At 70.5% G+C, this 19,007-nt stretch carries 18 protein-coding genes; 4 read left to right on the forward strand and 14 right to left on the reverse strand.

Translation table 11 applies throughout. From position 1 onward, the window contains the following. Positions 1 to 44: 44 nt before the first annotated feature. The 4 genes from EBE87_RS16945 to EBE87_RS16960 form a co-directional block, all read right to left on the reverse strand. Positions 45 to 359, reverse strand: coding sequence for a CcdB family protein (locus EBE87_RS16945; RefSeq protein ID WP_120640415.1), 315 nt, complete (start codon positions 357 to 359; stop codon positions 45 to 47). Beyond that, positions 359 to 607 carry a type II toxin-antitoxin system CcdA family antitoxin gene (locus tag EBE87_RS16950; RefSeq protein WP_120640416.1) on the reverse strand — a complete coding sequence of 83 codons (249 nt, stop codon included), beginning with the start codon at positions 605 to 607 and terminating at the stop codon, positions 359 to 361. The genes EBE87_RS16945 and EBE87_RS16950 overlap by 1 nt, the downstream gene beginning before the upstream one ends. 227 nt (positions 608 to 834) lie before the next feature. Beyond that, positions 835 to 1,161: a hypothetical protein gene (locus EBE87_RS16955; RefSeq protein WP_199707828.1), complete on the reverse strand. Its 327-nt coding sequence runs from the start codon at positions 1,159 to 1,161 to the stop codon at positions 835 to 837. A 175-nt stretch (positions 1,162 to 1,336) separates the two neighbouring features. Further along, complete coding sequence (locus tag EBE87_RS16960) at positions 1,337 to 2,365, reverse strand: Bug family tripartite tricarboxylate transporter substrate binding protein (RefSeq protein WP_233553406.1); 1,029 nt, start codon at positions 2,363 to 2,365, stop codon at positions 1,337 to 1,339. Between the two features lie 120 nt (positions 2,366 to 2,485). Between EBE87_RS16960 and EBE87_RS16965 the strand changes: the two genes are divergently transcribed. Beyond that, complete coding sequence (locus tag EBE87_RS16965; RefSeq protein WP_122140081.1) at positions 2,486 to 3,496, forward strand: LysR family transcriptional regulator; 1,011 nt, start codon at positions 2,486 to 2,488, stop codon at positions 3,494 to 3,496. Between the two features lie 36 nt (positions 3,497 to 3,532). Here EBE87_RS16965 and leuD read toward each other — a convergent pair whose 3' ends face one another. Both leuD and leuC read right to left on the reverse strand, forming a co-directional pair. Continuing rightward, complete coding sequence (gene leuD, locus EBE87_RS16970) at positions 3,533 to 4,147, reverse strand: 3-isopropylmalate dehydratase small subunit (RefSeq protein ID WP_120641117.1); 615 nt, start codon at positions 4,145 to 4,147, stop codon at positions 3,533 to 3,535. Beyond that, the gene (gene leuC / locus EBE87_RS16975; protein ID WP_120641116.1) at positions 4,147 to 5,565 is read right to left on the reverse strand and encodes a 3-isopropylmalate dehydratase large subunit; all 1,419 of its coding nucleotides are present in this window, start codon (positions 5,563 to 5,565) and stop codon (positions 4,147 to 4,149) included. The genes leuD and leuC overlap by 1 nt, the downstream gene beginning before the upstream one ends. Before the next feature lie 123 nt (positions 5,566 to 5,688). On the opposite strand from leuC, the gene EBE87_RS16980 reads away from it, so the two are divergent. Further along, positions 5,689 to 6,486: a GntR family transcriptional regulator gene (locus EBE87_RS16980; protein ID WP_233553522.1), complete on the forward strand. Its 798-nt coding sequence runs from the start codon at positions 5,689 to 5,691 to the stop codon at positions 6,484 to 6,486. Positions 6,487 to 6,572: 86 nt separating this feature from the next. On the opposite strand, the gene EBE87_RS16985 is transcribed toward EBE87_RS16980, so the two are convergent. Beyond that, positions 6,573 to 7,922 (reverse strand): FAD-binding protein, encoded by a 1,350-nt coding sequence (locus EBE87_RS16985; protein ID WP_122140082.1) that lies wholly within the window; start codon positions 7,920 to 7,922, stop codon positions 6,573 to 6,575. Positions 7,923 to 8,021: 99 nt separating this feature from the next. Between EBE87_RS16985 and EBE87_RS16990 the strand changes: the two genes are divergently transcribed. Next, positions 8,022 to 8,987, forward strand: coding sequence for a Bug family tripartite tricarboxylate transporter substrate binding protein (locus EBE87_RS16990; RefSeq protein WP_120641183.1), 966 nt, complete (start codon positions 8,022 to 8,024; stop codon positions 8,985 to 8,987). 2 nt (positions 8,988 to 8,989) lie between these two features. Here EBE87_RS16990 and EBE87_RS16995 read toward each other — a convergent pair whose 3' ends face one another. The 6 genes from EBE87_RS16995 to EBE87_RS17020 all read right to left on the reverse strand — a co-directional run bounded on the left by EBE87_RS16995 (position 8,990) and on the right by EBE87_RS17020 (position 16,452). Continuing rightward, positions 8,990 to 10,921 (reverse strand): NADH:flavin oxidoreductase, encoded by a 1,932-nt coding sequence (locus EBE87_RS16995; RefSeq protein ID WP_158611656.1) that lies wholly within the window; start codon positions 10,919 to 10,921, stop codon positions 8,990 to 8,992. Between the two features lie 107 nt (positions 10,922 to 11,028). Next, the gene (locus EBE87_RS17000; RefSeq protein WP_120640133.1) at positions 11,029 to 11,943 is read right to left on the reverse strand and encodes an SMP-30/gluconolactonase/LRE family protein; all 915 of its coding nucleotides are present in this window, start codon (positions 11,941 to 11,943) and stop codon (positions 11,029 to 11,031) included. Between the two features lie 42 nt (positions 11,944 to 11,985). Next, a complete protein-coding gene (locus tag EBE87_RS17005) occupies positions 11,986 to 12,951 on the reverse strand; it encodes an ABC transporter permease (protein WP_233553377.1) in 966 nt (321 codons plus the stop codon). Further along, entirely contained in the window at positions 12,948 to 13,943 is a 996-nt protein-coding gene (locus EBE87_RS17010; protein WP_120640132.1) for an ABC transporter permease, read from the reverse strand. Before EBE87_RS17010 ends, EBE87_RS17005 begins: the two co-directional genes overlap by 4 nt. Then, on the reverse strand, positions 13,940 to 15,409 hold the full coding sequence (locus tag EBE87_RS17015; protein ID WP_120640131.1) for a sugar ABC transporter ATP-binding protein: 1,470 nt from the start codon (positions 15,407 to 15,409) through the stop codon (positions 13,940 to 13,942). Before EBE87_RS17015 ends, EBE87_RS17010 begins: the two co-directional genes overlap by 4 nt. A 20-nt stretch (positions 15,410 to 15,429) precedes the next feature. Next, entirely contained in the window at positions 15,430 to 16,452 is a 1,023-nt protein-coding gene (locus EBE87_RS17020) for an ABC transporter substrate-binding protein (RefSeq protein ID WP_120640130.1), read from the reverse strand. A 268-nt stretch (positions 16,453 to 16,720) separates the two neighbouring features. On the opposite strand from EBE87_RS17020, the gene EBE87_RS17025 reads away from it, so the two are divergent. Continuing rightward, complete coding sequence (locus tag EBE87_RS17025; RefSeq protein ID WP_158601002.1) at positions 16,721 to 17,488, forward strand: GntR family transcriptional regulator; 768 nt, start codon at positions 16,721 to 16,723, stop codon at positions 17,486 to 17,488. On the opposite strand, the gene EBE87_RS17030 is transcribed toward EBE87_RS17025, so the two are convergent. Further along, positions 17,467 to 18,999: an ABC transporter substrate-binding protein gene (locus EBE87_RS17030; protein WP_120640129.1), complete on the reverse strand. Its 1,533-nt coding sequence runs from the start codon at positions 18,997 to 18,999 to the stop codon at positions 17,467 to 17,469. The genes EBE87_RS17025 and EBE87_RS17030 overlap by 22 nt on opposite strands. Between the last annotated feature and the right edge of the window lie 8 nt (positions 19,000 to 19,007).

A 19,007-nucleotide genomic window follows, 5' to 3' on the forward strand; every position in this document is an offset into this window, starting at 1 on the left:
CCAGCCTGAGTGCCCCCGCGGGTTCTGCCCGCCCGCGGGGCCTGTCAGGCCCGGCTGATGAATTCGTCGATGGCCCGCAGCAGCCTGGCGCTGCTCTCCTCATCCGCCAGCGAGGCAACCGGCGCGCCGAGCCGGGCCAGCGGGATGGTCGCGATATCAAAGGGATTGGCCACCAGCTGCCGCCCTTCCACCATGACCAGCGGCGTCAGCCAGTGTTCCTCGCCCGGAAAGGCTGCCCGCTCGACCAGCGGCAGCACCAGCCGGCTGGCCGCCCGCTCCAGCCGCGTTGCCTGGATCGAGACCACATAGGGAATGCTCTCCCGCCGCCCCGGGCTGCGGAAGACATCGAATTGCGGCACTACTGGAGCGCCGAGAATTCGTCGGACAGATAGCCGTGCTGCGCGTGGAAGCGGTTGGCGCCCTCCACCACCCGGTCCAGCCGCGCGTCCTCCGCCCGCCGCCGGGCGCGCTCCTGCTCCACAAAGCCGGCCAGGAGATCCTCCAGCGTGCCGCTGACATTGCGGGTATAGGCCCGCGCCTGGCTCAGCAGGTCGGCATTGATGGTGACATTGATGGCCCGCTTGGGCGCGTTGCGGTCATAGCCCATGACACGGCCTCATGTGGATCGAATACACATGACTCTATGGATGCGGGGACCAGATGTCGAGGCTTTCTGCTCCGACCTGTCCCATGCGGTCGCCGTGCGCGGCAGAGGCTCCATCATGGCATCCCGCGCCCCGGTCTGGGGCCGCCCTGCGGCAGAACCGGCCTGCCCTTCTTCGCAACCCGGCCGCAGCAGTACTGCCGGGGCCCTGCGCGCATAGAGTGTGGAGGTCATCCACCTCTGTCTGAACGGCGGCGCTTCAAGCGGTACTGGTCCCACCAGCCCTGCACCTTACCCAGGCAGCGCAGCGTGGGACGGCGGAGGAAGGGCACATCCTCCGCCAGCAACAGCACGCCCAGCGGAAGCATCCAGAAGCCGAGGATCGGCAGGAAACCCACGCAGCCGCCGAGGAACAGCATCAGCGCCAGCGGCACCCGCAGCCAGACCAGGTGCGGCCGGCACAGCCAGCGATAGGCGCGGACCATCGGGGCCGGCAGCGCGGCCAGCAGCCGCTGCAGGGGCCTGTCATCGGTCGCAGGGCTCAGCCTCGGCATCATGCTTTCCTTGTGCCGGGGTAGAACGCACGATGGCGCTGGCCATGCCGGGCGCCACAGATGAACTGCGCGCGACCATGGCTGGCCCTGCTGTTGCAGGCCAGGCGGTGGCTTGCACCGCCCCGGACGTCAGAATCTTGTCAGGCGCGGCGCCAACCCACCTTGAGCGTCATCGCCCTTATTCGACGCGCAGATCGGCCTGCCGCACCACCTCACCCCAGCGCTTACGCTCGGCGATGATGAAGTCGCGGAATTCCTCCGGCGTGCCGGGCGTGGCCTCGGCCCCTTCGGATTCCAGGCGCGGCCGCAGCGCTTCGCTGCGCAGGGCGCGGCCGCAGGCATCGTTCAGCTTGTCCACGATGGGGCGCGGCGTCCTGGCCGGGGCGAGCAGCCCGTACCACTGCGTCGCGTCGAAGCCGGCGACGCCCTGCTCCGCGATGGTCGGGATCTCCGGCGCCGTCACCAGGCGGTGGGGCGAGGACACGCCGAGCGCCCGTAGCATCCCCGACCGCACCGGCGGCAGGGCCGGCGGGCCGCCGGTCAGCGTCAAATCGATGGTGCCGCCGATCAGGTCGTTCATCATCGGCCCGGTGCCACGATAGGGCACATGCTCCATCACCGTGCCGGTGGCGAGGTTGAAGGCCGCCATGGCGATATGCGCCGCCGAGCCATTGCCGCCGGAGCCGTAGGAGAGCGCGCGCGGCTTCTGCTTGGCCAGCGCGATCAGCTCGCTAATGGTCTTGACCGGCACCTTCTGCGGATGGACCACCATGATGTTCGGCACCACGGCCGCCAGCACGATGGGGGCGAAGGAGTCCACCGTGTCGAAGTTGAGGTTGCGGTAGAGCGAGGGGTTCACCGCCAGCGTGCCGATATGCCCCAGCAGCAGCGTATAGCCATCGGCCGGCGCATGGGCGGCGACCTCGGTGCCGATGGTGCCGCCGGCGCCGCCACGGTTCTCGACCACGAAAGGCTGGCCGAACTCGCCCTGCAGGGCCGTGGCCAGGGCGCGGGCGATGATGTCGGTGGAGCCGCCCGGCGTGAAGGGCACGATGATGCGCACGGGGCGGTCCGGCCAGGCGCCCTGCGCCCGCGCCAGCCGAGGCATGGACAGCGCCGCCGGCACGGCCAGCAACCCGCCGATGGCGGCGCGGCGCGACAGGGTTCCGGCAAAGGCCGCGGAATGGGGTGGCTTGGGCCCGGGCATGACGCTTCCTCCTGCCTGCTCTGGGGCAGGCTGTCCCTAACCTAAGCAGGAGGAGGCCGGGGGATCGCATCACTTCTTCCGTTTGAGCTATAAGAGGATGGAATAGCTGCCGGAGCGCCCATGACGGTCCGCCGATACCTCGACCAGCGCCTGAAGCTGCATCACCTGCGGGCGGTGGAGGCCATCGTCGCGCAGCGCAGCATCCTGAAGGCGGCGGCGGTGATCGGCCTCAGCCAGCCGGCGCTGACCAAGACGCTGCGCGAGCTGGAAGACATCCTGCAGCAGCGGCTGTTCGACCGCCTGCCGCGCGGCATGCGCCCGACCGAGGCCGGCCTGCTGCTGGCCCAGACCGCCCGGCGCATCCTGGCCGAGCTGCGCCGGCTGGACGAGGAACTGGACCGGCTAGCGGACCCCGAAGGCGGCACGGTGGCGGTGGGCACCCTGCCCGTGGCGGCCACCGGCGTGCTGCCCGGCACGCTGACCCGGCTGAAGGCCGCGCATCCCGGCATCAGCGTCCGGCTGGAGCAGGGACGGACGGAGGAGCTGCTGCCCAAGCTGGCGGCGGGCGAGATCGACATGATCGTCGGCCGCCTCTACGAGCCCGCCGTCCCGGACGGCTTCCCGCGCGAGCCCTTGTGGGAGGAGCCGATCTCCATCCTCGCCCGCGCCGAGCACCCGATCTTCGCGGTGCGGAAGCCGGCGCTGGAGCAGTTGCGCCGCTACGACCTGATCCTGCCCACCGTCAGCCAGCGCGTGGGGCAGGAGATTGAGACGCTGCTGGACATGCTGGCGCTGGAGCCCACCACCTCGCTCCGCTCCAGCTCCTATGGCTTTATCCGCGAGATGCTGCATGCCACCGACCTGATCTCGGTGATGCCGCGGCTGATGATGGCGGGCGACCTGCTGCGCGGCACGCTGAAGGTGGTGCCGCTGCCGGTGCCGGCGCCGCCACGCCCGGCCGGCATCATCCTGCCGCGAGACCGGGAGCTGCCGCCGGCGGGGCATGCCTTCATCGCCTGCCTGCGTGCCCATGTGGCCGAGATCGGCCAGCGTGGGCTGGCCGCCACCACGACGGAAGCGCGCGCGGCGCCGCCACGGGCCCGGCGCCAGCCCGCGCCGCAACCGGCCTAGCGCAACGGTCCGGCGCCCTGCTGGCCGGGACAGGCTTCAGGCGCCGGCCGGCGGCATCCAGGGGCGGCGGCTGGCATCCGCGGCGGCGAAGGCGGCGATCTGGTCCTGGAAGCTCATGGTCAGGTCGATGTCGCTCCAGCCGTTCAGCAGCTTGGTGCGCCAGACGGGATCGATGGTGAAGCCGGCCTCGATGCCGGGTGCCGCGACGCGGCAGGCTTCCAGGTCCACCGAGATCTCCCGCCCGCCGGCTTCCAGCCAGCCGAGCAGCGCCTCCACCACATCTTCCGGCAGCACCACGGACAGCAGGCCGTTGTTCACCGCGTTGCTGGCATAGATGTCGCCGAAACTAGGGGCGATGACGCAGCGGATACCATGGTCCACCAGCGCATAGGCCGCCGCCTCCCGCGAGGAGCCGCTGCCGAAGTTGCGGCGTGCCACCAGGATCTGGCTGCCCTGGCGCTCCGGCCGGTTCAGCGGCATCTCCGGGCGCGGCGCGCCGCTCTCGTCGAAGCGCAGGTCGTAGAGCAGCACGTCGCCATAGCCGGCCGAGCGCGGCCGTTTCATGAAGCGGGCGGGGATGATCTGGTCGGTATCCACATTCACCAGCGGCAGCGGGCAGGCCAGCGCGGTGATCTGGCGGAAGGGTTCCATCAGTTGCGTCCCTCCAGCATCGGCCGCACGTCGGTCAGGTGCCCGGCGACGGCCGCCGCCGCCACCATGGCGGGAGACATCAGGTGGGTGCGGGCGCGCGGGCCCTGGCGGCCCCGGAAATTGCGGTTGGTAGTGGAGGCGCAGCGCTCGCCCGGCGGCACCTGGTCGCCATTCATGCCGACGCACATGGAGCAGCCGGATTCCACCCATTCCAGCCCGGCCTCGCGGAAGATGCGATCGAGCCCTTCTTCCTCCGCCTGCCGCTTCACCAGGGAGGAACCGGGCGAGACCAGCCCCGGCACCCGGGCGCGGCGCCCGGCCAGCACGGCGGCGGCGGCGCGCAGGTCCTCGATGCGGCTGTTGGTGCAGGAGCCGATGAAGACGCGGTCGATCGGCACCTCCGCCAGCGGCTGGCCGGGGCGCAGGCCCATGTAGTCCAGCGCATCGCGGATCTGGCCGGCGCGGGCGGGGTCGGGGGTCTTGCCCGGGTCCGGCACCGCCATGGTGACGGGCAGCGCATCCTCAGGCGTCACGCCCCAGGTCACCACGGGCGCGATCTCGTTGCCGGCGAGCGAGACCTCGCGGTCGAATGCCGCCCCGGGGTCGCTGGGCAGGGCCATCCAGGCCTCGGCGGCGGCGTCGAAATCGGCGCCCTTGGGGGCGAAGGGGCGGCCGCGCAGGTAGCGCAGCGTGGTTTCGTCCGGCGCCACCATGCCGCAGCGGGCGCCGCTTTCGATGGCGAGGTTGCACAGCGTCAGCCGGGCTTCCATGCTGAAGCCGCGCACGGTGCTGCCGGCATATTCCACCGCATGGCCCTGCGCCCCATCGGCGCCGATGCGGGCGATGATGGCCAGCGCCACGTCCTTGGCGCCGACGCCGGGCGTCAGCGCGCCATCCACCGTGATGCGCATGCGGCGCGGGCGGCGTTGCCACAGGGTCTGCGTCATCAGCACATGCGCCACTTCCGAGGCGCCGATGCCGAAGGCCATGGCCCCGAAGGCGCCGTGGGTGGAGGTATGGCTATCGCCGCAGACAATGGTGGTGCCCGGCAGCGTCAGCCCCTGCTCCGGCCCCACCACATGCACGATGCCCTGGCGCGGGTCATGCAGGCCGAACAGCCGCGTGCCGTGCCTGGCGGCATTGGCTTCCATCCCCTCCACCATGCCACGCACGGCGGCATCGGCGATGGGGGCGTCGCGCCCGCGCGTCGGCACGTAGTGGTCGGCGACGCCGATGGTCAGGTCCGGCCGCGCCACGCCGGCGCCGCGTGCCTTGAGCTGGTTGAAGGCGTGGTGGGAGCCTTCATGGAAGAAATGGCGGTCGATCCACAGCAGGCTCTGCCCGTCCTCGCGGGTCAGGACGGCATGCTGGTCCCAGACCTTGTCGAACAAGCTGCGCTGCCCGGTTTCCGCGGCCATCTGTTCCTCCCCGGCTATGCATCAGGATAGGCAGGGAAATTTGGTTGACGCAATGGCCCTGTCTCTTACTCTGTACAACCGCCGGTATGGAAAATAATACCGAGGCGAAGAGCTATCGGGGATATGGTGGATACCAAGGTCGAACCCTTCAAGGCGCGCAGGGTCTATCTGCTGCTGCGGGAGCGCATCCAGGCCGGCGACATGGCGCCCGGAACCCGCTTACCAGGGGAGCCGGCGATGGCGGCGGAATGCGGCGTCTCCCGCGTCACGCTGCGCCGGGCCCTGGACCAGCTGGCGGCGGAAGGGCTGGTGGAGCGCCGCGCCGGTGTCGGCACCTTTGTGCGCGACGCCCTGCCGCTGCCGCCGGCCGGCATCGATTTCGCCGATGTCTTCGCGCATCTGAAGGAAATGGGCCGGCGCACCGAGGTGCGGCTGCTGTCCTTCGGCTATGTCCTGCCGGCGGGGCCGGTGGTCACCGCCCTGGGCCTGGCGCCTGGGCAGCGGGCGCAGCGCGCGGTGCGGGTGCGCGCCATGGCGGGCGCGCCCTTCTCCTACCTCACCACCCATGTGCCGGAGCAGATCGGCCTGACCTATTCGGAAGCCGAGATGGCCAGCCAGCCGCTGCTGAGCCTGCTGGAGCGCTCCGGCATCCGCATCGCCCGCGCCCGGCAGGATATCGGCGCGACGCTGGCCGGGCCTGAACTGGCGGAAGTGCTGCAGGTCGAGACCGGCGCGCCGCTGCTGACCCTCACCCGCGTGGTGGAGGACGCGGCGGGCCGCGCCGTCGAGCACCTGCACGCCTTCTACCGCCCCGACCGCTTCACCTTCCAGATGCAGCTCGCCCGCACCGGCGAGGAGGGCGAGCGCCGCTGGAGCCCGCTTGCCCCGGCAACCCCTGAGGCGGGCGGAACACCGGCATGAAGCGCCGCCACCGGCCGCCGCCCGCCGGAACCACAGACACCCTGCGCGGCCCCAGCCGCTGAGGCATGGGTGGCGCCCCGGCTGCCTTACCCCGCTGCCGTGGCGCCGGCCGCAAGGCCGAGCGCGAAGGACTGCGCCAGCCCATTGCCCGGCACATAGCCGGCCGCGCCCGGGCCGGAAACGCCGCAGGCCGTGCCGCCCGCCGCCAGCAGCCCTGGAATGGCGCTGCCATCCGGCCGCAGTACCCGGGCGCCGGCATCCACCAGCGCGCCGCCCTGGGTATGCGCCAGCCCGCCGGTGATGGCGGCGGCGAAGAGCGGCGCCGCCAGCGGCGCGGCCCAGCGGGTACGGCCCAGCGGGTCGGTCCCCTCGCCCCGCGCGAAGCCCGCGGCTTCCGCCAGCGTCTGGGCCAGGGTCTGCTCCGGCAGCCCGAAGCGCGCGGCCAGGGCCGCGACGCCGCCGCCGCCCCAGATCAGCCCCGCCTCCACCGCCGCGCGGAAAGGGCCCTGCCGCAAGGCGGCTTCCTGCGCCGCCGCGTCCCAGATCTCCACGGCGCCGCCCGGCTGCGCCAGCACATGCGCCGTCAGTTCGGACGGGCCCATGTCCTCGGCGGCGAAGCGGTGGCCCGTGGCATTCACCATCACCGCGCCCAGCGCCGGCAAGGCCGCGCCCAGCCGTTCCGCGCCCTGCCCTTCCCGGCAGAGATGCGGCTGGCCCTGGTAGGAATCCATGCAGAGCAAAGCGGCGCCGAGCCGCTGCATCCAGCCGATGCCGCGCCCGTCGCTGGCACCCGAGCCGACATGCAGCGCGGCGGCTGCCTCAGGCATGTACCGCGCCCGCAGTTCCGCGCCGCCGCCGAAGCCGCCATTGGCCAGCAGCACCCAGGGGGCCGCGAGGCTCCGGCGCGTTCCCTGGCCGGAGACTTCGACACCGGCCACCCGCCCGCCTTCCGTCAGCAGCCCGGTGGCATCGGCGCCGTCCATCCAGGTGATGCGCGCGCGGCGGCGCACCGCCGCGCGCAGCAGCGCGCAAAGCTCGGTGCCGGATTCCGCCGGCGTGGCATGCAGGCGCGGCGCCGAATGGCCCGGGAAATGCGCTGTGCGCGACAGATGAATCGGCAAGCCCGCCACATCGGCCAGGAAATGTGCCGCCTCGCGCGCGCCCTCCGTGACGCTGCGCAGCAGCAGTGGCGGAACGCGGTTGGCAGTCTTTTCCGCGATATCGGCGGCGAAGCGCGCGGGGCTGTCCTCCACCCCCGCCGCCTGTTGCCAGCGGCTCCCCGCCGCCGAGAAGAGCCCGCCGGACAGCGCAAGATTGCTGCTGGCGGCGGCGTCGCGTTCCAGCAGCGCGACGCGCGCGCCGCCCGCTTCCGCCCGCAGGGCGCCCAGCATGCCGGCAGCCCCCGCGCCCACCACCACCAAGTCCCAGTCCGCCATCCAACCGCTCCTCCCACGCGCCGTCCGCGTGGCACGCCTTGGGCTTGATGATGGCAGAGCCTTGCGATTTTCATACCCCTCCCAGGCAGGAGCCGCCCCATGCAACGCCGCCAGATGCTCGCAGCCCTCAGCCTCATGCCCTTCGCCCGGCGGGCCATGGCGCAGGCGCCCTGGCCGGACCGGCCGGTGCGCTTCGTCAATCCCTTCTCGGCCGGCTCGGCGGTCGATGTGGTGACGCGGCTGCTGGGGCAGAACCTGGCCGAGCGCCTGGGGCAGCAGTTCATCGTGGAGAACCGCACAGGCGCTTCCGGCAATATCGGCACCGAGGCCGTCGCCAAGGCGCGGCCGGATGGCTACACGCTGCTGGTGGGCTCGCCGGGCACCATGGCCATCAATCCCTCCCTGTTCCGCAGCCTGCCCTATGATGCCGAGAAGGATTTCGTGGCGCTCAGCCACGCCGTGTCCTTTCCGCAGGCGATCATCGTCAATCCCAAGCTCGGCATCCGCTCGCTGCTTGAGCTGGTGGCGCGGGCAAAGGCCGAGCCGGGCAAGCTGAACTACGGTTCCTCCGGCAGCGGCACCACCTCGCATCTGGCAGCGGAACTGTTCAAGGCGGCGCTGGGGCTGGACATGGTGCATGTGCCCTTCCGGGGCGGCAGCCAGGCGGTGCAGGCGGTGATCGGCGGCGAGATCCAGGTGGCGGTGGAGGGCGTGCCCTCCCTGCCCGGGATGATCAGCCAGGGATTGCTGCTGCCGCTGGCGGTGACCTCGGGCGAGCGCTCGGCGCTGCTGCCCGATGTGCCCGCCGTCGCGGAAACGGTGCCGGGCTTCGATGCCGCCGCCTGGATCATCTATTTCGCCCCGGCCGGCACGCCTGCCGCGCTGGTGGAGACCATCTCGGCCGAGATGCACAAGTCGCTGCAACAGCCGGAGGTGCGGCAGAAGCTGCTGGAGCAGGGCGCGACGGTCCACGGCGGCACCGCCGCCGAAACCGCCGCCTTTCATCGCGCCGAGATGCAGAAATGGCGGCGGGCGGTGGAGATCTCCGGCGCTAAGGTGGAGTGAGGCTAGGCCGCCTCGCCGATCTCCGTGCCTTCGCGGATGGCGGACAGCATCAGCCGGGGCGCCAGGGCGTCGCCGGCCAGATGCACCGCCAGCCCCGCCGCCTGCAAAGGCGCCAGCAAGGCCTGGCGCGGCTGGCGGGGCGTAGACCAGGTGAGGAGGTCGAGGCCCTCGATCACCTCCTCCGCCCCGGTCAGCAGATGGGTCAGCCAGAGGCGCCGCGCCTCGTGCCGCAGCAGCCCGCGGCAGGTCAGGATCTCGACGCCGAGCCGCGCCATCCGGCGGTGCACGCCCTGCGCGGACAGCAGCGGCACGTCCTGCGCGATGCTGTCGCGCGGCGTCACCAGCAGCAGGCGGCTGTAGCGGGCGGCCAGCCACTCCGCCGCGGCATAGGTGGCCGGGGTATGGTCGTGGTCATAGAGGACGGCCAGCGCGCCGCCGGGCGGCGGCGCGGCCAGCAGGGCGCGCAGGTCCAGGCCGCTGCGGCTGTCGCGCAGGCCGGCGGGGCGCACCATGGCGGCGCCGGTGGCCAGGACCACCGTGTCCGGCCGCAGGGCCAGGATGCTGTCCGGGCTGGCGATGCCCTGTCGCACCGCCACCCCGGCGCGCGTGGCCTCGGCCACGAGGTAATCGAGAAAGGCCGCCATGGAGGCACCGCCCGGCAAGGCGGCCTCCAGGCGCGCCGCCCCGCCCGGCGCCCGGGCGGAGAGCAGCGTCACCCGCCGCCCCTGCCGTGCCGCCGCGATGGCGGCCTGCAGGCCCGCCGGCCCGCCGCCGACGACCACCACATGCCGCGCCTCGGCCAGGGGCGCCGCCCCGCCAGTGTCGCGGCCGCCGGCGCGTGGATTCACGGCACAGGCGATCGGCGCGCCCTTGTTGATCTCGCCCCAGCAGGCATTGCAGTTCAGGCAGGGCCGGATGGTCTCGGGTGCGCCCCGCCGCGCCTTCTCCACCCATTGCGGGTCGGCCAGCAGCGGGCGCGCCAGCATCACCAGGTCGGCATCGCCGGAAGCCAGCAGCTCCTCGGCGGCGGCGGGGTGGTTGATGCGCGCCACGGCGGCCACCGGCACGCCACCTGCCGCCTGCCGCATCCGACGCCACAGGGCGCGGTAGGGCAGCGGCGCCGCATGCTGATCCGGCGCATGCATGCCGAGCGACCAGCCATGGGTGCCCTGGCTGTAGCAGAACCAGTCCGGCGGCGTTTCCCTGGCAATCAGCGCCGTGATGCGCGCGGCTTCCTCCGGATCGATGGAACCCGCAACGCCATCATCAGCCGGCATCTTCAGGCCGACCAGGAAGCCGGGGCCGCAGCGCTCGCGGATCAGCGCGAGGATGTCGCGCAGGAAGCGGCTGCGGTTCCACAGGTCGCCGCCCCAGCGGTCCTGCCGCAGGTTGCTGACCGGGGACAGGAATTGCAGCGGCAGGAAGCCATGCGCGGCCGAAACCTCGACCCCCGCGAAGCCGGCGCGCTGCAGCCGCCGCGCCGTTTCGGCATATTCGCCGCACAGAGCTTCGATCTCCGCATCCGCCAGGATGCGCGGCACGGTCCAGGAAAGGCCATCCGGCACCGCTGAGGCGCCCACCGCATCCACCGCCCGCTGGCCGCGATTGGCCGAACCCGGATGCCAGAGCTGCCCCACCGGCAAGGCGCCGTGCCGCGCGATGACCTCCGCCATGGCGCCGAGATCCGGTAGGGCCTCCTCGGAAAAGGCGGAGACGCGCGTGGGCGTGGCGGCGGAGCGTGCCGCCGGCAAGGCCTCGGTGATGACCACGGCGGCGCCCCCGGCCGCCCGCGCTTCCAGGTGGTTCAGCAGCGCGGGCGTGGCCCGCCCCCCGGCGGCGAGGCGGCAGGACATGGCCGCGAAGCCGACCCGGTTGCGCCACGCGTGGCCACGCATGGCGAAAGGAGCGAGCAGCCGGGGAAAGGGATTCGACATGCCACGAATTGTGGCACAGATCCGCCGCCATGCGAGTGGCATGGCGGGCGGCGCATGCGCCACTCTTCCGGCTTCACCGGTCTGGCGGAGGGAGCGCGCGAGCGAGGCTAGAAGGTCTTTGCTCCGTTCACGAACATCCTTACCGAATACAGGCTGGTGGTGCCGCAGATGAAGAGGCGGTCCCGCTTCGGGCCGCCGAAGCAGAGATTCGCCACCACCTCCGGCACCCGCACCTTGCCGATCAGGGTGCCGTCCGGGTCGTAGGCATGCACGCCGTCGCCGGCCGAGGTCCAGATCCGGCCGGTATCGTCCAGCCGGAAGCCGTCGAAAAGCCCTGAGGTCGAATCCGCGAAAACCCGGCCGCCGCTCAGCTTGCCGCCCTCGCCCACCTTGAAGACCCGCATATGCGCTGGGTTCTCCGGCCCATGGGTGCGGCCGGTATCGACCACATAGAGCAGGCTTTCGTCGGGCGAGAAGGCCAGCCCATTCGGCTTCACGAAGTCGTCGCAGACCACGGTGATCTCGCCTGACTGCGGATCGACACGGTAGACATAGGAGGCGCCGATCTCGCTCTCGGCCTTGTTGCCCTCATAGTCGGAATCGATGCCGTAGGTCGGGTCGGTGAACCAGATGGAGCCGTCGGATTTCACCACGACATCATTCGGGCTGTTCAACCGCCTGCCCTGGTAACGGTCGGCAATGATCGTGATGCTGCCGTCATGCTCGGTGCGCGTCACGCGCCGGGTGCCATGCTCGCAGGTCACCAGCCGCCCCTGGCGGTCCACCGTATTGCCGTTGCTGTTATGGGCCGGCTGGCGGAAGACGCTGACGACATCATTGGTCTCGTCGTAGCGCAGCATGCGGTTGTTGGGCGCGTCGGACCAGATCAGGTAGCGCCCCGCCGGGAAATAGGCCGGCCCTTCCGCCCAGTGGCACTTGTCGTAGAGGCGGTGGATATTCGCTGTCATGCAGGGAAGGCGCGCGAAGCGCTCGTCCAGAACCTCGAAGTCTGAAGCGGCCATGGATGTTCTCTCCCAGTTCTTGTTCTTCCGGCAGCGCCGGGGCTAGCGCAGCGCCTGCCGCGTGCCGGTGATGGCGATGCCCGCGACGATGATGAGGCCGGTGAACACGTCGCGCAGACCGGAGCCGAAGCCGGCCGTGTTCAGCAGCGTGGACACCATGAAGAGAAAGAGCGCACCGCCCCAGAGCCCGGGCACATTGGCCCGCCCGCCGGCGACGGAGGTGCCGCCCAGCACCACCACCGCGATGGAGGAGAGCAGGTATTCCCGCCCCATGGAGAGTGAGGAACCGCCCGAGAAGCCCGCGAGCAGCGCGCCGCAGAGCGCCGCCAGCCCGCCGCTGAGGATATAGGTCAGCAGCCGCGCCCTCTCGACGGAGAGGCCGGCGAAATGCGCTGCGCGCATGTTCTGCCCCGCGGCCAGCACCGTGCGGCCATAGATGGTCCGTTGCAGCAGGATGGCCGCGATGACCGAAAGGACGATGGCCGCGATGGCCAGCACCGGCACGCCCAGCAACCGCGCGAAGGTGGCGTCCGTCAGCGCCGGCGGCGGCTTGATCTGCAGCCCTCGCCCATAGCTGATGCCCACGGATTGGATGATCAGGCTGGCTGAAAGCGTAGCGACGATAGGCGGAATCCGCAGCAGGCGGATCAGCAGGTAGTTGAAGCCGCCGATCAGCAGCCCGCAGCCCAGCGCGGCGAGCAGCCCGACGGCGATCATGCCGTCCTGCCCCCCCATCACCTTCATGGCGACGGCGCTGGCCAGGCCGATGGTGGCAGGGATGGACAGGTCCACGTTGCCGGGGCCGAGGGTGATGACGAACATCTGCCCCAGCCCGACCATCACCGTGAAGGCGGAGAAGGAGAGCGCCGCCACCAGCATGCCGCCGGCACCCTGGCCGGCGATGGTGAAGGACAGCACCCAGACCAGCAGGGCCGCCAGGAAGGACCAGGACCAGACTGGCAGGTTCGGCATCTTCCAGCCTGGGGGGCGCAGCGCCAGGTCGCTCATTTCTCGGCCTTGCTGATGAGGACGCGCGCGGCGAGGATCACGATCAGGAACATGCCCTGCGCGCCCACCTGCCATTCCTGCGGGATGCGCCCCCCTGGCAGGAAGGGCACCTTGAAGAAGTTCAGCGCCGAGGCCGCGAGTTGCAGTACCAGTGCGCCGATGACGGCCCCGATGGGCGAGATGCGGCCGCCGATGAACTCGGCGCCGCCGATCACGGCGCCGGCGATGGAGAGCAGCGTGTAGCCGGTCGCCATATTAGCATCGGCGCTGGAGGAGACGCCCACCAGCGTCAGGCCCGACAGGATGCCGAAGACGCCGGCCAGCGCGAACATCGCGACCTTGGCCTTCAGGATGGACCAGCCGGCCCGGCTCACCGCCCGCGCATTGCCGCCCACCCCGCGCAGCACCGCGCCATAGGAGGAGCGCATCAGCAGCAGATGCACGCCGACGCCGATCAGCACCGCCAGCAGCACCGGCAGCGGCACGAAGGGCGGCTGCCAGCGCATCAGGTCGCGCAGGAAGGCCGGCGCGGCGCCGCCCGGCGTCGGCCGGATCAGCACCGCGAGCCCGGCCCAGAAGAAGCTCAGGCCCAGCGTCACCACGATGGAGGGCACGTTGCGGAGATGCACCACCACCGCCGCCAGCATATAGACCAGGATGCCGCCGGCCAGCATCAGCAGCGCCAGCAGCGGCTGGCTGGTCATGTAGGTCGCCGTCACGCAGGCCACGAAGCCGACAAAGGAGCCGATCGAGAGATCCAGCTCATTGGTCGCCATGACGCACATCTGGGCGATGGTGGCGAGCGCCACCGGGATCGCCAGGTTCAGCATCAGGTTGAGGCCGAAATAGCTGATGGCCCGCGGGTTGAAGTACCAGATGGCGGCCAGCACGATGAGGAGCGAGGCCGCCGGCAGCGCGCCACGCAGCACGCGCTGGCGCGAGGCGGCGCCGGGCGCCTGCCCGGAGCCTGTTCTGGCAAGTCCGATTGTCATGCCGCTTCTTTGTCCTTGAACGACGACCCGATCACGCCCGCTTCGGTGATCTGCTCGCCTTCCAGCTCACCGACGATGCGGCCGTTCTGGAAGACATAGACGCGGTCGCAATATTCCAGCTCCTCGAACTCGGTCGTGTACCAGAGGAAGGTGCGGCCCCCGGCGGCCTCCTGGGCGATGATGTCATAGACATCCAGCTTGGTGTTGATATCGACGCCGCGCATCGGGTCATCCATCAGCACCACCGCCGAGCGGGTCGAGAGCGCGCGGGCGAAGAGCGCCTTCTGCTGGTTGCCGCCGGAAAGGGACAGGATCTCGTCCTTCAGGCTGGGCGCCTTGATGCCCATGGTGCGGCCCCAGCGGTCGGAAAGGTCCTTCTCCTTGCCAGGCGACAGCAGCAATCCGTTGCGTAGCGCCGGCAGGGAGGCCACGCCGATATTGTCGGCAATGGACCAGAGCGGAAAAACGCCGTCGGCCTGGCGATCCCCCGCCACGAAGGACACGTCGCCGCTGACGCTGAGGCCCGGATGCCGCGCCCGCGCGGCCTCGAAGACCCGCACCAGGAAGTCGGTCTGGCCATGGCCGGACAGGCCGGCCAGCCCGATGACCTCGCCCTGGCGCGCGATGAAAGGCAGGCCGCGCCCCGGCTCTTCCGCCCGGACGGAGATGGCGGTCTCGGCCCGCACGCGCGCCGCGCGCTGGCGGGCGGTGCGGTCCGGGTGCTCGCCGCCGCTCATCAGCTCGACCAGGCTTTCGCTGCTGAACTGGCCAACGGGGCCGGAGGCCACGAGCTGGCCGTTCTTCATCACGGCGATCAGGTCGGAGTAATTCAGGATCTCACCCATCATGTGCGAGATCAGTACGCAGGAGACGCCGCTCTTCAGCGCGCCGCGCATGAAGTCCAGCAACTGCCGCGCCGTGGTCGCATCCAGCGAGGAGGTCGGCTCATCCAGGATGACCAGCCGCAGCGCGCCCTGGCTGACCGTGAAGGCGCGGGCGATCTCGACCATCTGCCGGCGGCCGATCGAGAGATCGGCGACCACCGCATCCGGCGAGATGTCATGGCCGGGAAAGATGCGGTCCAGCATGGCGGCGATCAGCCGCCCCGCCTTGCGCCGCCAGCCGAAGCCGCGGATGGAGGGATGCAGGATGCGCGTATTCTCCGCCACCGTCAGGTTGGGGCAGAGCGACAGTTCCTGGAAGACGCAGCGGATACCGAGCCGCTGCGCGAGATTCACGGTGATGCGGTCATGCTGTTCCCCGGCCAGGGCGATCTGGCCGGTATCGGGGCGCAGCGTGCCCGCCAGCACATGCATCAGGGTGGACTTGCCGGCGCCGTTATGGCCGACAAGCCCGAGGCATTGCCCTTCCGGTATAGCCAGATCCACTCCGGAAAGGGCCCGCACCGCGCCGAAGGAGCGGGAAACCCCGGAGAGGCTGACCGCGGTTCCCTGTGGCGAGGCCATCGCGCACTCCTGCTGCTGGATCAGCGCTTGGTATTGGCCTGGATGGCCTGTGCCGCCTCTTCCTGCGTGTATTCCTTGTTGGCCACGCCGCCCACCGGCGTGGTGGAGACCGCCTGGTCCAGCGTGTCCTGCGTCACGGTCAGGTAAGGCACCGTCACGTCCTTCGGCACCTGCTTGCCGTCCAGGATCTGCTGGGCGATCCAGAAGGCCAGGGTGGACACGCCCGGGGCGATGGTGCCGGACCAGGTGGTGTAGTTATTGGCGCGGTGCTGCTGCTGCCACCAGGCCAGCTCGTCCTGCCGGTTGCCCATGATGATGATGGGCGTGTCGCGCCCCGCGGCGCGGAAGGCCTGCGCGGCGCCATAGCCGTCGCCGCCCTGGGTCACGATCGCATCCACCTTCGGCAGCGAGGGCAGCACGGTGGAGACGGCGCGCTGCGCGGTGGCCTGGTCCCAGTTCCCCGTGGCCTCGCCGACGATCTTGAAGTTCGGGTGGGCCTTGATGCCGGCGGCGATGCCCTGGTGGATCAGGTTGTCGATGGAGGTGCCGGGAAGCCCGCGGATCTCCAGCAGGTTACCGCCCTGCGGCAGGCGGCTGGCGAGGTAGTCGACCTGCTGCTGGCCAAGCTGGAAGTAATCCACTGCCACGCGCCAGGCGCAGGGTTCGGACACGACGCCGTCGAAGGAGACGACGACGATGCCGGCGTCGCAGGCCGCCTTCACCGCGCCGTTCAGCGCATCGGGCGAGGCCGCGTTGATGACAATGGCGTCATAACCTTGCAGGATCAGGTTCTGGATCTGCGCCGCCTGGGTCGGCACTTCCTGGTCAGCGGTGGTGAAGGTATCCACCGCGGCCACGACGCCATCGGCCACGGCCTTCTTGGTGACCTTCTCCCAGCTCTGCAGCATGGCCTGCCGCCAGGAATTGCCCGCGTAGTTGTTGGACAGCGCGATGCGCTTGCCGGAGGTTTCAGCGGCGGCCATGCCGGCGAGGCTGGTCGAGGCCAGCAATGCCACGGCCAGCGCCATCAAACTGCGCTTCATTGTTCTTCCTCCCACATGCCGCCAGTGCGGCGGTTCGACCAGGCACCTGACCCAGCAACGAAGCGGTCCGGGCAGTTTCCCTGCCTCATCTGGCCGCCTCGTCCAACATCGGAGCCACGTGATTCGTGCTGACGATGCTCGAATTGATGTCGTAATCTATAGGATATCGGATCGCAAGCCCGCCTTCAGCGGCGGACGGACCGCCGCCTCAGCGGAAGCGCGCCGGAAGGGCCCGCCTCATGAAGGTCCCGGCGCGGGGAGGACAAGCATGCTGCTGCGGACAAGGCCGCTGGATAAGACCAGCCTGGCGGAACAGGCCTACGGGCATCTGCGGAATCTGCTTCTCGACCGCATGATCCAGCCGGGCGGCGCGATCGGCATCGATGCGCTCGCCGGCACGCTTGGTGTGTCGCATACACCTGTTCGTGAGGCGCTCGCCCGGCTTGAAGGAGATGGGCTTGTCATCCGCCTGCGCAGTGGGCGCTACAAGGCCGCGCCGGCCATGACGCCGCAGGACTACGCGCATCTCTGCCAGACGCGGCTGCTGCTCGAACCCACCGCCGCCGCCCTGGCGGCGGCGCGGCCCACGCCGGAGATCCTGGCCGGGCTGCGGCAATCCATCCAGGACCTGGGCGCGGCCAGACGCGGCAACCACAGCCGGGACTTCGTGAAATTCGTCGATGCGGATGCGCTGTTCCACCGGACCATCGCGCATGGCTGCGGCAACAAGTTCATCGCCGGCGCACTGACCCAGCTGCAGGCGCATCACCGCATCGGCACCCTCTATCACAGCCGCGGCGTGACGGATGCCGAGGCGGTGATGACGGAGCACGGCGCCATCCTCGAGGCGATCCGCGCCGGCGATGCCGGCGCCGCCGAGGCCGCCATGCGGCGCCACATTGAGCGCGCCTGCGGCGCCATTCTCGGCTGGATCGCGGATGCCGCCGCGCCAGGGCAGGACTCCCCGCCCCGCGCTTCCGGCAGGCAGCCGGCCCGGGCCGGCCGCCGCAGGGATCAGGCCAGCTTGGCGTCGTAGAGCCGGAAGACCGCGTCCGGATATTGCGTCCAGGACAGCTTGGCGCTGGAGGCCTGGATGATGGCGTCGAAGTGCAGGAATAGCATGGCGCAATCCTCGGCCACCACGCGTTGCGATTCCTGGTAGAGCTTGGCGCGCTCCGCCTGCCCGGCCACCGAGCGGGCCTCCCGCAGCATGGTGGTCACCGGCTCGCTGGCATAGCCGGCGAAGTTGTTCGTGCCGTCCTGCGTGAAATAGTTGAACATGTTGCCGTCCGGGTCGTAGCGGCCAGACCAGGGCGCCATGCAGAGGTCGAAGTCCCGCTGACGCAGCACGGTGATGAGGCTGGTGGGGTCGATCTGCCGCACCTCCACTTTGAAGCCGGCGGCGCCGGCCTGCGCCTGCAGGATCTGCGCGATGCGCACCATGGCCGGCGAGTTGGTGACGGTGACGGTGACCGGCACCGGGCCGCTCGCGCCGGCCTGCTTCAGCAGCGCCTTGGCTTCCTCCGGCTTGCCGCCGCGCAGGGGCAGGTTGTTGTCGAAGGCCCAGGGCACGGCGGGAGACAGCGGGCCGGAGGCCGGGCGGCCGGTGTCGAAATACACCACCTTCTGGATCACCGCCGGGTCCACCGCCGCGGTGAAGGCCTGGCGCAGGCGCTTGTCGTTGAAGGGCGCGCGGGTGCAGTTGAAGGCGAAGGCATTGAAGCCCAGGCTCGGCATCTGCGAGACGCGCAGCGCATTCTCCCGGCCCAGAGCGGCCACGGTCTGCGGAGGCACGGTGTCGATGAGCTGCAGCGTGTTGCTGCGCAGATTGGCCAGGCGCACCGTCTCATCCGGCAGCGGGCGGTAGAGCAGCCGGTCGAAATTCTGTGGCGCACCGCGCCAGTAGCCGTCGAACTTCTCCAGCACCAGCTCGGCGTTCTTGGTCCAGCTCGCCAGCTTCCAGGGGCCGCAGCCCACCGCCCTGGCGGCGAAATCGGCGCCCAGCGCCTTCACGGCGGTGGGCGAGACCATCATGCCGGCGCGGTTGGTCAGCACCACCGGCAGCGGCGCATAGGGGGCGGAAAGGCGGATCTCGAAGGTGAGCGGGCCGGTCACCGACACCTCCTTCACCGGGCCGAATTCCGAGCGGCGGATGGAGCCCACGGCGGGGTCGAGGTAGCGGTCGATATTGGCCTTGGCGGCGGCGGCGTCCAGCACCGTGCCGTCGTGGAAGGTCAGGCCCTGGCGCAGGGTGAAGGCATAGGTCAGCGGGTCGGGCTGCTTGAACTCGGCGAGGCCGGCGGAGACGGTGCCGTCCGGCGCTGCCACCAGCAGCGTCTCATGCAGGTTGTAGAGGACCTGGTTCTCGAAGAAGGAGCCGGAGAAGGCCGGGTCCAGCGTCACGGGGTCCGAGACGACGCCGATGGCCAGGGTGCGCGCGGCACCCTGGGCCCGGGTGCCAGTGCCGGCGAGGATGGCCGGCAGGGCGGCGGTGCCGGCCAGCAGGGCGCGGCGGCCCAGGGCGGGAGAGGAGGTCAAAGCGGTCATGCGGAGGC

Source organism: Teichococcus wenyumeiae, from assembly GCF_003696345.1.
Lineage (GTDB): Bacteria > Pseudomonadota > Alphaproteobacteria > Acetobacterales > Acetobacteraceae > Pseudoroseomonas > Pseudoroseomonas wenyumeiae.